General features: G+C 70.5%; 13 protein-coding genes. 5 read left to right on the top strand and 8 right to left on the bottom strand.

Translation table 11 applies throughout. The features are described 5' to 3' along the window. Positions 1-75 precede the first annotated feature (75 nt). Positions 76-1,137, bottom strand: coding sequence for a peptidoglycan recognition protein family protein (locus ACWCRD_RS09845; protein WP_450965386.1), 1,062 nt, complete (start codon positions 1,135-1,137; stop codon positions 76-78). Positions 1,138-1,481: 344 nt separating this feature from the next. On the opposite strand from ACWCRD_RS09845, the gene ACWCRD_RS09840 reads away from it, so the two are divergent. Continuing rightward, positions 1,482-2,075 (top strand): Uma2 family endonuclease, encoded by a 594-nt coding sequence (locus ACWCRD_RS09840; RefSeq protein ID WP_450965385.1) that lies wholly within the window; start codon positions 1,482-1,484, stop codon positions 2,073-2,075. A 14-nt stretch (positions 2,076-2,089) separates the two neighbouring features. On the opposite strand, the gene ACWCRD_RS09835 is transcribed toward ACWCRD_RS09840, so the two are convergent. The 6 genes from ACWCRD_RS09835 to rsmI form a co-directional block, all read right to left on the bottom strand. Further along, positions 2,090-2,983 carry a 4-(cytidine 5'-diphospho)-2-C-methyl-D-erythritol kinase gene (locus ACWCRD_RS09835; RefSeq protein ID WP_450965384.1) on the bottom strand — a complete coding sequence of 298 codons (894 nt, stop codon included), beginning with the start codon at positions 2,981-2,983 and terminating at the stop codon, positions 2,090-2,092. Beyond that, the gene (rsmA, locus tag ACWCRD_RS09830; protein ID WP_450965383.1) at positions 2,980-3,855 is read right to left on the bottom strand and encodes a 16S rRNA (adenine(1518)-N(6)/adenine(1519)-N(6))-dimethyltransferase RsmA; all 876 of its coding nucleotides are present in this window, start codon (positions 3,853-3,855) and stop codon (positions 2,980-2,982) included. The genes ACWCRD_RS09835 and rsmA overlap by 4 nt, the downstream gene beginning before the upstream one ends. A gap of 275 nt (positions 3,856-4,130) precedes the next feature. Then, on the bottom strand, positions 4,131-5,525 hold the full coding sequence (locus tag ACWCRD_RS09825) for a ubiquitin-like domain-containing protein (protein ID WP_450965382.1): 1,395 nt from the start codon (positions 5,523-5,525) through the stop codon (positions 4,131-4,133). A 164-nt stretch (positions 5,526-5,689) separates the two neighbouring features. Next, entirely contained in the window at positions 5,690-6,583 is an 894-nt protein-coding gene (locus ACWCRD_RS09820; RefSeq protein WP_450965381.1) for a TatD family hydrolase, read from the bottom strand. A 46-nt stretch (positions 6,584-6,629) separates the two neighbouring features. Next, positions 6,630-7,046, bottom strand: coding sequence for a hypothetical protein (locus ACWCRD_RS09815; protein ID WP_450965380.1), 417 nt, complete (start codon positions 7,044-7,046; stop codon positions 6,630-6,632). A gap of 246 nt (positions 7,047-7,292) precedes the next feature. Beyond that, complete coding sequence (rsmI, locus tag ACWCRD_RS09810; protein WP_450965379.1) at positions 7,293-8,153, bottom strand: 16S rRNA (cytidine(1402)-2'-O)-methyltransferase; 861 nt, start codon at positions 8,151-8,153, stop codon at positions 7,293-7,295. Positions 8,154-8,315: 162 nt separating this feature from the next. Between rsmI and ACWCRD_RS09805 the strand changes: the two genes are divergently transcribed. From ACWCRD_RS09805 to ACWCRD_RS09795, 3 genes are all read left to right on the top strand, one after another. After that, positions 8,316-10,052: a dolichyl-phosphate-mannose--protein mannosyltransferase gene (locus ACWCRD_RS09805; RefSeq protein ID WP_450965378.1), complete on the top strand. Its 1,737-nt coding sequence runs from the start codon at positions 8,316-8,318 to the stop codon at positions 10,050-10,052. Positions 10,053-10,161: 109 nt separating this feature from the next. Then, the gene (locus ACWCRD_RS09800; protein ID WP_450965377.1) at positions 10,162-11,790 is read left to right on the top strand and encodes a penicillin-binding transpeptidase domain-containing protein; all 1,629 of its coding nucleotides are present in this window, start codon (positions 10,162-10,164) and stop codon (positions 11,788-11,790) included. A gap of 99 nt (positions 11,791-11,889) precedes the next feature. Then, positions 11,890-13,563 carry a penicillin-binding transpeptidase domain-containing protein gene (locus ACWCRD_RS09795; RefSeq protein ID WP_450965376.1) on the top strand — a complete coding sequence of 558 codons (1,674 nt, stop codon included), beginning with the start codon at positions 11,890-11,892 and terminating at the stop codon, positions 13,561-13,563. 121 nt (positions 13,564-13,684) lie between these two features. On the opposite strand, the gene ACWCRD_RS09790 is transcribed toward ACWCRD_RS09795, so the two are convergent. After that, positions 13,685-14,032 (bottom strand): SsgA family sporulation/cell division regulator, encoded by a 348-nt coding sequence (locus ACWCRD_RS09790; RefSeq protein WP_450965375.1) that lies wholly within the window; start codon positions 14,030-14,032, stop codon positions 13,685-13,687. 162 nt (positions 14,033-14,194) lie between these two features. Here ACWCRD_RS09790 and ACWCRD_RS09785 point away from each other — a divergent pair, with 162 nt between their 5' ends. Then, positions 14,195-15,241 carry an energy-coupling factor ABC transporter permease gene (locus ACWCRD_RS09785; RefSeq protein WP_450965374.1) on the top strand — a complete coding sequence of 349 codons (1,047 nt, stop codon included), beginning with the start codon at positions 14,195-14,197 and terminating at the stop codon, positions 15,239-15,241.

Below are 15,241 nucleotides of genomic sequence, written 5' to 3'. Positions count from 1 at the left end.
GCTCCGCCGCGGGGGTCAGCCTCCCAGCCTAATGTGCGCCGGTCGGTGGCCGATCCCGCGGCGGATCACCGCAGGTCAGCGGGCTGCGGCCGCCCTGACCTCGGCGAGGAGGTCGTACATCGTCTGGCCGGGGCACTCCGTGGCGAAGTAGTCGCGGTGGCCGCCGATGGTGTTCGTCTCCTTCTGCACGCCGTTCACGGGGTTGGTGTACGTGACCCTCGCCTGCGGGTCCAGGCCCTTGATCCGGCAGATCACCTTGATCAGACGGATGAGGGAGGCCTTGGCCGCGTCCGTGGGGGGCTTGTCCTGGAGGGTGCCGATCAGGGCGATGCCGAGGTTGCCGGAGTTGTAGCCCACGGAGTGGAAGGCGGTGACCAGGTCGCCGTCCTCATTGAAGGCCGGGATGCCGTCGTCACCGGAGTAACGGCCCTCGTAGACGGTGCCGGACTCGTCGATGAGGAAGTGGTAGCCGATGTCGCCCCAGTCGTTGGTGATCGCGTGGTACTCGTAGATCGCGCGGACGGTCGCGGCCGGGTCCGGGTCGTCGTTCGGCGTCGCGGTGTGGTGGACCGTAAGGACCTGCAACGGGTAGTACTTCTCCGGGGAGTTGACCTTGCCGTCCTTGTACCGCTTGGACTCGTCGGCGCCCCAGGCCGGACGCGAGAGGTAGCGGACGCCCCGCAGGCGGGTCGGCTCGCTCGGCACGTGGAACGTGCGGCCGGGGCCGTCGGTGCAGTCGATCGCCAGCGAGTGCAGGCCCGTGACGTCGCTCGCGGCCTTCACGGCGTACGCCGTTGCGTTCTGCGCGGCGACCAGCGCCGTGCCGCCGTCCTCGACGGCCGCGCAGCCGGGTGTCAGGGTCTGCCAGGCGCCGTCCGCGAGCTTGATGGCGGTGCCGTCCTTCGCGCCGGACCAGCGCACACCGACGTAGGAGGCGGCGAAGGCGGTGGTGGCCTCGCCGGTGCCGGCGGCGGCCTCGGTGCGGGTGGCGGGGAACTTCTCCGGCGTCGTACCGGAGCCACCTGTTCCGGAGCCGGAACCGGTGCCGTCACCGTCAGCGGAGCCGGAGTCGGTGGCCGCGAAGACCGCCGGGGTCAGGGCGGCCGCGCCGGCCACGGCCGCGGCGGCACCGATCACGCCACGACGGGACAGAGAGCGCTTCCTACGGTGGGCGGGGGTGGGTGTGGGGGATTCGGACACGTGCGTGACCCTTCGGCTGTGCAGTGGGCGTAGGTGCGCCACACCGGGCGCTTGAAAGCTCAACCGACCCTATTGGCCCCACCGGCCCCATCAGTACTGCGATTGCAGTACATCCCTGTGGAAATCCGGCCCGTTCGTGTGGAGATCGGGCGAAGATCGCGTAAGGCGTCAGCTCCGGCTTGAGCAGCCGCGAGGCGATGGTCACTCTTTGTGACAACCTGATCGGGAACCGGCCGCTACCGTGGAGGACAGGCAGCAGGATCCCGTCCATGGGAGGAACCATGACCGCCGAGTCCGCAGAGCACCGCGTGCAGTGGCCGGTGCCGCCGCAGGACGGCTACACCGTGGACGACCTGTTCACGCTGCCGGATCTCCCGCCGCACACCGAGCTGATCGACGGGAGCCTTGTCTTCGTGAGTCCGCAGCGCGTCTTCCACGCCGATGCGATCGACCTGCTGGTCAACGGCCTTCGTCGCAGCGTGCCGACGGAGTTCAAGATCAAGCGGGAGATGACCGTCATCCTCGACCAACGCAACGGCCCCGAGCCCGATGTCAGCGTGATCCGTGCCGATGCGCAAACCGGTCCGAATCAGACCAGCTACGAGGCCAAGGACGTGCTCCTCGCCGTCGAGGTCGTCTCACCGGACTCGGAATCCCGCGACCGCACCACCAAGCCGCAGAAGTACGCGGCCGCAGGGATCCCCAGCTTCTGGCGCGTCGAGCAGAACGGAGCCGACGGCAGGCCCGTCATCCACGTCTACGAACTCGACCCGCTCACCAACGCATACGTGCACATGGGTATGCACCGTGACCGGATCAAGGTCGACAAGCCTTACGACATCGACATCGATCTCACCGCCATCGACGACTTCTGAGCCCGTACGCCCCCTCAGAGCACCGTCGCGCCCGGCGCAGGCCCCGATGCCATACGCACCGTCCGGCACGTGCCCGAATTGCGCAGCGTCTCGGCCACCCTGGCCGCCGACTCCGCGTCCCGGGCGAGGAAGGCCGTGGTCGGGCCCGAGCCGGAGACCAGGGCGGCGAGGGCGCCCGCGGTGCGGCCCGCGGCGAGGGTGTCGGCGAGTTCGGGGAAGAGGGAGAGGGCGGCGGGCTGCAGGTCGTTGGAGACGGACGCGGCGAGCGCGTCCGGGTCGCCCTTCGCGAGGGCGCGCAGGAGTTCCTCGGAGGCGACGGGCTCGGAGATGTCGAGCCCCTCCGCCAGCCGGTCGAACTCGCGGAAGACCGCCGGCGTGGAAAGACCGCGGTCGGCCATCGCGAACACCCAGTGGAAGGTGCCGCCGACCTCCAGCGTGCGCAGCTGCTCGCCGCGCCCGGTGCCCAGCGCCGCCCCGCCCACCAGACTGAAGGGCACATCGCTGCCCAACTCGGCGCAGATGGCGAGCAGTTCGGCCCGGGAGGCGCCCGCCTGCCACAGCGTGTTGCAGGCCAGCAGCGCGCCCGCGCCGTCCGCGCTGCCGCCCGCCATGCCGCCGGCGACGGGGATGTCCTTGGCGATGTGGATGTGCACGGCCGGTTCGATGCCCCGCCGCGCGGCGAGGGCGAGGGCCGCGCGCGCCGCCAGGTTCGTCTCGTCCAGGGGCACCTGGTCGGCGTCCGGCCCTGCACAGGTGATGCGCAGTTCGTCGGCGGGCGTCACGGTGACCTCGTCGTAGAGGCCGACCGCCAGGAAGACATTGGCCAGGTCGTGGAAGCCGTCGGGGCGGGCCGCACCCACCGCGAGCTGGACATTGACCTTGGCGGGGACGCGTACGGTGACGCTCACTTCTGACCCGGCTCCTTGTTTTCCGCGATACGGGCGAACTCCTCGACCGTCAGCGCCTCCCCGCGCGCCTGCGGCGACACCCCGGCGGCGACGAGGGCCGCCTCCGCCGCCGCGGGCGACCCGGCCCAGCCGGCGAGCGCGGCCCGCAGTGTCTTGCGCCGCTGGGCGAAGGCCGCGTCGACCACGGCGAAGACCTCGCGCCGCGAGGCGGTGGTCTTGAGCGGCTCGGTGCGCCGGACCAGCGAGACGAGGCCGCTGTCGACGTTCGGCGCCGGCCAGAAGACGTTGCGGCCGATGGCGCCGGCCCGCTTGACCTCGGCGTACCAGTTGGCCTTCACGGACGGGACGCCGTACACCTTCGAGCCGGGCGCGGCGGCGAGGCGGTCGGCGACCTCCGACTGGACCATGACCAGGGTGCGTTCGATGCTCGGGAAGGTTTCGAGCATGTGCAGGAGGACGGGGACGGCGACGTTGTAGGGGAGGTTCGCGACGAGCGCGGTCGGGGCGGGGCCCGGCAGCTCGGTCACGTGCATCGCGTCCGAGTGGACGAGCGCGAAACGGTCGGCGCGGTCGGGCATGCGGGCCGCGATGGTGGCGGGCAGCGCCGCGGCCAGTACGTCGTCGATCTCGACGGCGGTGACGCGGTCGGCGACCTCCAGCAGCGCCAGGGTGAGGGAGCCGAGCCCCGGGCCGACCTCGACGACCACGTCGTCCGGGCGGACGTCGGCGGTGCGGACGATACGGCGGACCGTGTTGGCGTCGATCACGAAGTTCTGGCCGCGCTGCTTGGTGGGGCGGACGCCGAGGGCTGCCGCCAGTTCGCGGATGTCGGCGGGGCCCAGGAGGGCGTCGGGGGCGGGGCTGCTGCTCACGGCGACAAGGGTACGGGGGTGTGGAGCCGGGGGGTGCCAGGTGCCCTGCGCTGCAGGTGGCCGCGAGGGTGGGTTTGCTTGCCCGCGCTTGCGGGGTGCCGCTTTCGTTGGGTCGGGAGCCGCCCCAGCGGCACGACTGCCCGCAGCTACGACGGCACATATGCGGCCGACGGCGCTGCCCCCCTGGGGGCGCGGGGCTGTATCGATATGCGGCTCCGCCGCGTGGGCGCGATCAGCCCCCACCGGCCCGCAGTCGAACCGCAGCCCAGCGACAGCTAGCCGTGCAGCCGCGCCCCGCAATGCGGCCAAGGGGAAGCCCCCCGCCGTACATACAACTTCTTCGCACGGGCCGTCTGCTCCGCCGGGGACGCGTCCTCGGGGCGGCCGGTGCCGCCGAGGCTCTGCCAGGTGCGGGACTCCAGCTGGTAGAGGCCGCCGTAGGTGCCCGAGGGGTCGACGGCGTGCGGGCGGCCGCCCGACTCGCAGGCCGCGAGGCCCTTCCAGTTCAGGTCGTCGGCCCCGCGCACGGACGTCGGTAGCGGCTTCGTGCCCACCTTCACGACCTGCGGCCGCGGCTCGCGCACCACCTCGGTGCCGGCCAGCCGCGGCTTCTGCCGGACCCCGTTGACGATGCGCAGGGAGTACGTGATCCGCCGCAGCCCCGGCTGTCCCACCCGGTCGACGACCTCCGTCCCCTTGAACAGCCCAGGGTCGTCCTCCCGCTGCACCTTGAACGGGATCTCCTCCTCGCGGACCTCCTTGGAACCGGTGACCCGCAGCACGGTGACCGTCTGCCCGTCGCGCGGGAAGCTGTCCGCCGGGACGGAGGTGGTGTCCTCGCCGCGCAGCAGGACCCCGGCCTCCTCGACGACCTCCTGCACGGTCGCCGCGTTCGTGCGGACCGTCCGTGCATGGCCGTCGGCCATGACCGTCACGGAACGCTCGGTGCGCACATCGAGCGCGAGACCGGCGCGTCCGATGTGCCGGGAGCGCGCAGCGGACAGATACGCGCCCTGCGCCCGCACCCCCATCTCCTCGAGCGCCTCCTGCACGGTGTCCGCCGTCGTCCACACCTCGCGCCGGTGTCCGTCGATGGTGAGCCGCACGGGGCGCCCGTACTGCACGACGATCTCGTCACCGCTGCGGATCGCCGTGCCGGGAGCGGGTGCGACCACGTCGTGCGCCCCCACGTCGACGCTCTCCTGTGCGAGCAGTTCGGTCACGTCGTCGGCGAAGGTGTGCAGGGTGCGCGGCTTGCCGTCGACGTTCAGCTCGATGGCCTTGTCCTTGGCGACGAAGGCGGTGGTGCCGCCGGCGAGGAAGGCGACGACCAGCGCCTGCGGCAGCAGTCGGCGCATCGAGCCGTCCGGGAGCTCCATGGGCCGCGCCCGCCGCCGGCGTGCGGCCCGGCGCCTGCGTCCCGTTCCGGCGCGCGCGGCGGGCTCGGGCACTTCCTCGCCCGCCGCGCTCCCCACCTGCCGCGGAAGCGGCGGCTCGGGTACCTGGGCCGCCTCGTAGGCGGGCCGGTACGTGTCCTCGTATGCCCCGGGCACCCCATAAGCCAGGGTCTGCGCGCTGTGGACGTCGTAGGCGTACGCCGGCGGATACGCCGGGTCGTACGCCTCATACGTCCCGTACTGCCAGTACTGCGAGTACTGCGAGTTGCTCACGCCGACACGCTCCAGGGGCCGTAGGGGTCCAGAGGGGTCCGGATCGGGCACCAGAACCTAGCGGAGCCCGTATCACTCTCCAAAGCGGCGTGATTACGAAGAGTCACGGTCGCGGCGAACGCGAGTCCGCCGGGACCTTATCGTCAGGTTATGAACGCCTACGCTCAGTAGTCGAATGCGCGGGCCGTGTTCGCCGCCAGGGCCGTCGCCAGCGCGTCCTCCTCGATACCGCGCACGGCGGCCATGGCGCGCACCGTGACCGGAATGAGATACGGAGCATTGGGCCGTCCGCGGTACGGCGCCGGTGTGAGGAAGGGCGCGTCGGTCTCCACCAGGACCAGCTCCAGAGGCGCCACGGCGAGCGCGTCCCGCAAATGCTGGGCGTTCTTGAAGGTGACGTTGCCGGCGAAGGACATGAAGTACCCGGCGCGGGCGCACACCTGAGCCATCTCCGCGTCCCCGGAGTAGCAGTGGAACACCGTCCGCTCGGGCGCGCCCTCCTCCTTGAGGATGCGCAGCACATCGGCGTGGGCGTCGCGGTCGTGGATGACCAGGGCCTTGCCGTGCCGCTTGGCGATCTCGATGTGGGCGCGGAAGGAGGCCTCCTGCGCCTCCTTGCCCTCGGGGCCGGTGCGGAAGTAGTCGAGGCCCGTCTCACCGACGCCCTTGACCTGGGCCAGCCCGGCCAGCGCGTCGATCTGCCCGAGCGCCTCGTCGAGCGCCGCCGTGCCCCCCGGCTCGCGTGCGCCCTGCCGGGACCAGCCGTCGGGGTCTCCGTGGACGATGCGCGGCGCCTCGTTGGGATGCAGGGCCACCGTTGCGTGGACGGCGTCGTGAAGTCCTGCCGTCTTCGCGGCCCACTGCGAGCCGGCCACATCGCAGCCGACCTGTACGACCGTCGTCACACCCACCGAAGCGGCCTTCGCGAGGCCCTCCTCGACCGTGCCGTTCTGCATGTCGAGGTGGGTGTGGGAGTCGGCGGCGGCCACCCGGAGGGGTTCCGGGAGCGGCGGCGCACTCTTGTCGACGGTCTTCTCGCCGGAGCTTGAGGAGGGCATGCTCCGATCCTACGAAAGGGGCATGCCCGCCCGGCCGCCGGTGCTGTCAGCCCGCCTTGCGGTGGAAGGGGTGCAGGAGATCGGAGAGGTGCCAGTGGTGGTCCCGCTCGCCGGCCTCGGCACCGTCGGCACCCTCGGCTGCGGGCTCCTGGGCCTCGGTCTGCGGTGTCCGCCGCTGCTGCTTGTGCACCGCGTCGCGCACCGACGAGACCTGCCCGGGTCGCATGATCCGTACGACGTGGCTGTCGCAGTTCTGGCAGGTGGGCTTGGACAGTGGAGACGGCACGACCTGCCCCTCGGCCACGTACATCACGAACTCGTGGCCCTCGGCGTCGTTGTGGTGCTCTATCTCGTACGACTGCTCCCAGCCGTGCCCGCAGCGCATGCAGGCGAAGGAGTACGACTCGTGGACGACTGCGGTGGCTGCGCCGCGGAGGCCGGACTGCCCTGAGATCTCGCTCATGCCAGCTCCTCTTGATCTGCTGGACCAAGGGACGGGTGCGTCCCTTCAACCAGTGGACGCTTCTGGCGGAGCGAATGCATCAGCCCTGTCGACTGTTGGAGTCGATTTGGATTTTCCTTGCCAGAGCGACCCCGATCAGGGGGTCTGGGCTTTGCTTTTCACGACCTTGCTTTGCCCTTTTGTGGGGCGCTTGCTCAGGCGAGATGCGCCCTGCTCAGAGGGGGTGTGGCCTACTTCACGAAAACGTCACGAACCACTGGCCGAATGCGCATTCTTCGCGGCCACAACGGCGTCGAACACTTCCCTTTTGGGAAGCCCGGCCTCTGCCGCAACCGCCGCAATGGCTTCTTTTCGCCGCTCTCCTGCCTCCTCCCGCACCCGCACCCTGCGCACCAGTTCGGCGGCGTCGAGTTCCCCGGGTCCCTTCTCCGGGGCACCCTCGACGACCACAGTGATCTCACCGCGCACACCCTCGGCGGCCCAGGCGGCCAGCTCACCGAGCCCGCCACGCCTGACCTCCTCGTACGTCTTGGTCAGCTCCCGGCAGACGGCGGCGCGCCGCTCGGTGCCGAAGACCTCGGCCATGGCGGCGAGGGTGTCGTCGAGGCGGTGCGGGGCCTCGAAGTAGACGAGGGTCCGGCGCTCCCCGGCGACCTCCTTCAGGCGGGTCAGCCGCTCGCCCGCCTTGCGCGGCAGGAACCCCTCGAAGCAGAACCGGTCGACGGGCAGCCCGGACAGCGCGAGCGCGGTGAGCACGGCGGACGGTCCGGGCACGGCGGTGACCCGGATGTCCTTCTCCACGGCGGCCGCGACCAGCCGGTACCCGGGGTCGGACACGGACGGCATCCCGGCGTCGGTGACGAGCAGCACACGTGCGCCGTTCACCAGTTCCTCGACGAGTTCGGGAGTGCGGGCGGTCTCGTTGCCCTCGAAGTACGACACGATCCGCCCCTTGGGCGTGACGCCCAGGGCCTGCGTCAGCCGCCTGAGCCGCCGGGTGTCCTCGGCGGCGACGACATCGGCCCCCGCCAGCTCCTCGGCCAGCCGGGGCGGCGCGTCCGCGATGTCGCCGATGGGGGTGCCTGCGAGTACGAGGGTTCCGGTCACGTCCCCCATCCTCCCAGGGGACACGGACAGAGACGCATCCGAGCCCTTACCACCCTCGGGCCCTGTCGCCCCATTCCCGCCCGCCCTTCGGGCGGACGACGGGAATGGGACGACAGGGCCCATGCACGGGACTCACACAGAACGGTTCCCTACGATGGCGCGGTGACCAGTACCGCGTCCTCCCCGGACACCCGGCAAGGCCAGAGCCCGCAGGACCAGCGGCCGTCGTGGCAGCAGCGGCTGCGCCGTTTCGGCTACACGGCCGGGCCGAGAAGCGATGTCCGCGAGCGTCTGGTGCCGCCGTACGTGCAGCCCAGCCCGCGGGTGTGGCAGGTGCTCGGGGTGCCGCCGGCGCTCACCGAGCGGATCACGCGCTGGTCGGCCTGGGGCGGCCCGCTGCTGGTCACGCTGATGGCGGGCGTGATGCGGTTCTGGCACCTGGGCAGCCCGAAGGCGGTGATATTCGACGAGACGTACTACGCCAAGGACGCCTGGGCGCTCGTCCACCGCGGCTTCGAGGTCAACTGGGACAAGAACGCCAACGACCAGATCCTGGCGCTGAACGGGCACGTCCCGATCCCGACGGACGCGGCGTACGTGGTGCATCCGCCGGTCGGCAAGTACGTCATCGGGCTCGGGGAGCTGATCTTCGGGTTCAACCCGTTCGGCTGGCGGTTCATGACCGCGCTGCTGGGCACGCTGTCGGTCCTGATGCTGTGCCGCATCGGCCGCCGCCTCTTCCGCTCGACCTTCCTCGGCTGCCTCGCGGGCGCGCTGATGGCGGTCGACGGGCTGGCCTTCGTGATGGCACGCACCTCGCTGCTCGACGGCGTGCTGATGTTCTTCGTGCTGGCCGCGTTCGGCTGCCTGGTCATCGACCGCGACAAGTCCCGGGAGAAACTCGCGGCCGCACTCCAGCCGGACGCCGACGGCCGCGTGCGCCCGGACGCGCACATCGCCGAGACGGCCTTCCTCGGCCTGCGCCCGTGGCGCTGGCTGGCGGGACTGATGCTGGGCCTGGCCATCGGCACCAAGTGGAACGGGCTGTACATCATGGCCGTGTTCGTCCTGATGGCGATCCTGTGGGACATCGGCGCCCGCAAGGTGGCCGGCGCCGGGAACCCGTACAAGGCGGTGCTGCGCGACGTGGCCATCCTGGTGGGCACGGTGACCGTCGCGACCGTCACCTACCTGGTCTCCTGGACCGGCTGGATCCTCTCCCCCACCAACGGCAAGGGCGGCTACTACCGCAACTGGGCCGCCACCGACGGCAAGGGCGGCAACTGGACCTGGCTGTTCCCCGACTGGTGGCGGAGCCTTTGGCACTACGAGCACGAGGTCTACGAGTTCCACCGCCACCTGCACTCGCCGCACACGTACATGTCCAACCCCTGGAGCTGGATCGTCGACGGCCGCCCGGTCTCGTACTTCTACGAGTCCCCCTCGCCCGGCAAGGACGGCTGCCCCGTGAGTGCGGGCCAGAAGTGCGCCCGCGAGGTCCTGGCCATCGGCACCCCGCTGCTGTGGTGGGTGGCCTGCTTCGCGGTCCTGTACATCCTGTGGCGCTGGCTGCTGCGCCGCGACTGGCGGGCGGGCGCCATCGCCTGCGGCATCGCGGCCGGTTACCTGCCCTGGTTCCTGTACCAGGAGCGGACGATCTTCTTCTTCTACGCCGTCGTCTTCGTGCCGTTCCTGTGCCTGGCCGTCGCGATGCTGCTGGGCGCGATCGTCGGGCCGCCGGGGTCGAGCGACACCCGCCGGGTGGCGGGCGCGACGGGAGCGGGCGTGCTGGTCCTGCTGATCGCCTGGAACTTCATCTACTTCTGGCCGCTGTACACCGGAACCGCCATCCCGATCGACGACTGGCGTTCACGTATGTGGCTGGATACCTGGGTATAGCGGACCCTCCGGGTCTCCGATCGGACAACATACGGAAACACCCCTCACAGCTCCCCCTCACGCCACATACAGTGCGAGCACCAACGGGGAACGGGGAGGGGAGCCCTTCATGGGCAAGGGGGTCAAGATCACCATCATCAGCAGCGTCTTCGCTGTGATGGTGGGCGGCGCGGGATACGGCGCGTACAACGTCGTGTCCGCGCTGAACGGCGACGGGGGCCCGGGCGGCTCGGCGTCCGTGAAGACCGGTCCGCCGAGCGGCGACGAGATCAAGGAGACCTCGGCGAAGTTCTTCGCGGCCTGGGAGAAGGGCCAGGCGGCCCAGGCGGCCACGTACACGAACAACGACACGGCGGCCGAACCGCTGCTGAGCGCCTACGGCAACGCCGCGCACATCACCGGCGTGAAGATCACCCCGGGTACGGCGAACGGCGCGACCGTCCCCTACACGGTCAGGGCGACGGTGTCCTACGGCGGCAAGTCCAAGCCCCTGACCTACCGGAGCGAGCTGACCGTCGTGCGCGGGAAGACCACCGGGCGGGCGCTGGTCGACTGGCGGCCGTCCGTGGTCCATCCGCAGCTGCAGAAGGGCGACACCCTGTTCACCGGCGAGGCGGCGAAGGCGCCGATCGAGGCCGTGGACCGGGGCGGGGCCGTACTGACGAAGGAGAAGTACCCCTCGCTCGGCCCGGTCCTGGACACCCTGCGCGAGCGGTACGGCGACAAGGCGGGCGGCACCCCCGGCATCGAGCTGGCGATCAAGCACCAGTCCCCGGACGCGGGCGACACCTCGCTGCTCACCCTCACCAAGGGCAGGGCTGGCAGGCTGCAGACCACGATCAGCGCGAGCGCCCAGGCGGCGGCCGAGACGGCCGTGAAGAAGTTCGCGCAGTCGTCGGTGGTGGCCGTCAAGCCCAGCACCGGTGAGGTCCTCGCGGTCGCCAACAACCGCAGGGACCAGTTCAACGCGGCCTTCCAGGGCGAGGTGGCACCCGGCTCCACCATGAAGATCATCACCGCCGCGATGCTCATCGACAACGGCGTGACCTCGATGAACGGCCCGGCGCCCTGTCCTGAGGACGCCGTCTGGCAGGGCCAGACCTTCAAGAACCTCAAGGGCATGCAGCCCAACGAGAAGGCAACCCTGGCCAACAGCTTCCTGCGCTCCTGCAACACGGCCTTCATCAAGCTCATCGACGAGAAGCCGCTCTCGGACTCCTCGCTGACCACGGAGGCCCAGGACCGGTTCGGGCTCGGCCGGGACGACTGGAAGACCGGCATCGTCTCCTTCGACGGCAAGGTCCCCGCGGTCAGCGGCCCGGACCGGGCGGCGAACGCCATCGGCCAGGGCCAGGTCCAGATGAGCCCGCTGAACATGGCGTCGGTCACGGCGACCGCCATCACCGGCACGTTCCGGCAGCCGTATCTGGTCTCGCCCAAGCTCGACGACCGTGAACTGGCCACCGCGAAGGGCCTGCCCGCGAGCACCGCGGCGCAGCTGAAGCAGATGATGCGGCTCACCGCGACCCAGGGCACCGCGGCGCAGGCGATGGCCGGGCTGAGCGGGGACTTCGGCGCGAAGACCGGTTCCGCGGAGGTCGACGGACAGGCGGTGTCCAACAGCTGGTTCACGGGTTTCCGTGGTGACCTGGCGGCGGCGGCGATGACCGAGGAGGGCGGCCACGGCGGCACGGCGGCCGGGCCGATTGTCGCAGCTGTGCTACGGACCGGCTCCTGAAGTCACCCGTTGAGGACGGGACTCTAGGCTGTTGCCGTCGTTGGTTGGGATGGATGTGGACAACGGGGACCCTGGGGATCTCTCGGAGGAACGGGAACAGTGGGCAACAGAAGGCGCGTCGCCGAGCGACCGAAGACCAAACCCGCCGTGGTCGGCGGGATGATCGCCGTGGTGATCGGCGGTGCCGGCTTCGGCGCCTACGCGCTGTACGGCGGCGGGGCGTCGGCCGACGACCGGTCGGCCTCGACGGCCGCGTCCTCCGACCACAAGGCCGTCAAGACCGGCCCGCTGTCCGCGACCGAGGTCCAGACGACGGCCGAGCGGTTCCTCACGGGCTGGCAGCAGGGCAAGGTGGCACAGGCCGCCGCCGCCACGAACGACCCGACGGCGGCCACCGCCCTGCTGACCGGCTTCACCAAGGACGCCCACATCACGGGCGCCACCGTCACCGAGGGCACCCGCACCGGGGACAAGGTCCCCTTCTCCGTCAAGGGCACGGTCTCCTACAAGGGCACCAAACTGCCGCTCTCGTACCAGAGTGCGCTGACGGTCGTGCGCAAGAAGGAGGACGGCAAGCCGTACGTCGACTGGCACTCCTCCGTCGTCCACCCCGACCTGAGGGACGGCGACACCCTGGTCACCGGCGAGTCCGGGACGCCGCCGGTCAAGGCGTACGACCGCCACGGCGGCGAGCTGACGACCGCCAAGTACCCCTCGCTCGGCCCGGTGCTCGACGGTCTGCGGGAGAAGTACGGCAAGACCGCCGGCGGCAAGGCGGGCATCGAGCTGGACGTGGTGCGCGGCAAGGCCTCGCAGAAGGCCAAGCTGTCCGACAAGACGCTGCTGACGCTGACCAAGGGCACTCCGGGCAGGGTGAACACGACGCTGAGCCCGACGTTCCAGGCCGCGGCCGAGAAGCAGGTCGCCGCGAAGGACAGGTCCTCGGTCGTCGTCATGCGCCCGTCGACCGGCGAGATCCTCGCGGTCGCGAACCACAGCCCCAGCTTCAACGTGGCGTTCCAGGGCTCCCTGGCCCCCGGCTCCACGATGAAGATCGTGACGTCGACGATGCTGTTCGAGAAGGACCTCATCCACCCCGACCAGTCGCACCCCTGCCCCAAGACGTACAAGCTCGCGGGCTGGACCTTCCACAACGACGACAACTCCGAGATCAAGAAGGGCACGTTCAAGCTGGCCTTCGGGGCCTCCTGCAACAACGCCTTCATCAACTTCGCGCCGAAGCTGTCCAACAGCGACCTGACGCAGGAGGCCCAGCAGGTCTACGGCCTCGGCCTCAACAACTGGTCGATCGGCGTCCCCACCTTCGACGGCTCGATCCCCGTGATGAGCGGCGCGCAGATGGGCGCCTCGCTGATCGGGCAGGGCGGGGTGCGGATGAACCCGCTGAACATGGCGTCGGTGTCGTCGACGGTGGCGACCGGCAGCTTCCACCAGCCCTACCTGGTCGCCCCCTCGGTGGACCACCGCACCCTCGCGAAGGCCTCCCGCACGATGTCGTCGCAGACCCAGGCCGAACTGAAGGAGGTCATGTCCTACACGGCCTCCTACGGCACGGCGGCCAAGGCGATGGCGGGCATGTCCGGCTGCGGCGCCAAGACGGGCTCGGCCGAGGTCGACGGCCAGGACAAGCCCAACGGCTGGTTCACCGCGTACTGCGGCGACCTCGCGGCCTCAGGCGTGGTCCAGGCAGGCGGCCACGGAGGCGACACGGCGGGGCCGATCGTGGCGGCCCTGCTGAAGATGGGCGGCTGAGTCGATGGGGCGCCCCGGGGGGGCGCCCCGAAGGGGCGCGGGGCTGTGTCGATTTGCGGCTCCGCCGCGCGGGCGCGACCAGCCCCCCACGGCGCCGCAGAGATTCAACGACCAAAGAGATTCAACGACCAACAGGCGCCGCAGCCATATAGGTGCGGCGCAGGAACCGCAGCAGAGTCTTCGACTCGAACTGCACGACCGAAACCCCTGTCGCCGAGTGGAACTCGACCACGGCCTGAACCCGCCCGCAGGGCCACACCCGCACCTCTCCGCTGCCGGCGGGGGCGCGCAGGCCCTGTTCCAGCAGGGAACGGGAAAAACTCCATTCATGCGCCCCCGGCAGCCCCACCCGCACCTCACGCGGATCGACCTCGGGGTCGTACCTCAGGACCACCGGCACCGTCTCGTCCTCCGGTACCGCCGCATCCGTGACCAGGTGGGCTCGTGCGTACTGCTCGACTACAGACATCGTGACGGCCCTCTCACGCTGCGTGTCCTGTGTGGAAGCTATGCGTCCGCCCCCTCCTAATGTCCCATATTTTCCCGAACACGCCCCTTGTCGTGGGACAACTCCGAGTCACGAGCGCCTCGCTCTTGCAAGTAGTTCGCAACAAGGCACTATCATCGAACGGTGCATGTGCCTGACGGATTCATCAACGCCCCCGTCTCCGCCGCGACCGGAGTCCTCGCCGCGGGCGCCATCGCGGTGAGCCTGCGCGGGGCCCGCCGTGAGCTGGACGAGCGGACGGCGCCGCTGGCCGGGCTGGTCTCGGCCTTCATCTTCGCGGTGCAGATGCTGAACTTCCCCGTCGCGGCGGGGACCAGCGGCCATCTGCTCGGCGGCGCGCTCGCCGCGATCCTCGTCGGCCCCTTCACCGGCGTCCTGTGCGTGTCCGTCGTCCTGCTGATGCAGGGCATCCTCTTCGCGGACGGCGGTCTGACCGCGCTCGGCGTGAACATCACGGACATGGCGATCGTCACGACGGTCGTCGGGTACGCCGTCTTCCGCGGCCTGGTGAAGCTGCTCCCGCGTGGCCGCCGCTCGGTCACCGTGGCCTCCTTCGTCGCCGCGCTGCTCTCGGTCCCGGCGGCGGCGGTCGCCTTCACGCTGATCTACGCCGTCGGCGGCACCACGGACGTCTCCCTCGGCAAGGTCGCCACCGCAATGGTCGGCGTACATGTGCTGATCGGGATCGGCGAGGCGGCGATCACGGGGCTGACCGTGGGCGCGGTGATCGCCGTACGCCCGGATCTCGTGTACGGCGCGCGCGGCCTGGAGCAGAAGCTCAAGCTGCGGGTGAACGGCGAACTCGTGGACGCTCCCGCCTCCCGCCCGGCGCCCGTCGCGGCGCGCACCTCCCGCCGCGCGCTGTGGGTCACCGGCCTGGTCACCTCCCTGGTCCTCGCGGGCTTCGTCAGCTTCTACGCCTCCTCGAACCCCGACGGCCTGGAGAAGGTCGCCCACGACAAGGGCATCGACAGCAGGGCCCAGAAACACGCCTCCGACGGCTCCCCGCTCGCCGGCTACGGCGTCAAGGACGTCGAGGACGCCCGCCTCTCCGGCGGCCTCGCGGGCGTGATCGGCGTCGGCGTGACCGTCGTCGCGGGCAGCACGGTCTTCTGGGCGGTGCGCAGGCGCCGTACGACCGACGCCTCTCCCGTCGGCACGGGCGTCTGA

The organism is Streptomyces sp. NPDC002092, assembly GCF_053593775.1.
Note: the sequence above shows the minus strand (reverse complement) of the source record. Positions and strands in the feature narration are given on the sequence as shown.

Excerpts from the sequence above, each read along its gene's own strand:
- ACWCRD_RS09840 (WP_450965385.1), top strand. The coding sequence starts at position 1,482 with ATGACCGCCGAGTCCGCAGAGCACCGCGTGCAGTGGCCGGTGCCGCCG.
- ACWCRD_RS09820 (WP_450965381.1), bottom strand. The coding sequence starts at position 6,583 with ATGCCCTCCTCAAGCTCCGGCGAGAAGACCGTCGACAAGAGTGCGCCG.
- ACWCRD_RS09815 (WP_450965380.1), bottom strand. The coding sequence starts at position 7,046 with ATGAGCGAGATCTCAGGGCAGTCCGGCCTCCGCGGCGCAGCCACCGCA.
- ACWCRD_RS09800 (WP_450965377.1), top strand. The coding sequence starts at position 10,162 with ATGGGCAAGGGGGTCAAGATCACCATCATCAGCAGCGTCTTCGCTGTG.
- ACWCRD_RS09790 (WP_450965375.1), bottom strand. The coding sequence starts at position 14,032 with ATGTCTGTAGTCGAGCAGTACGCACGAGCCCACCTGGTCACGGATGCG.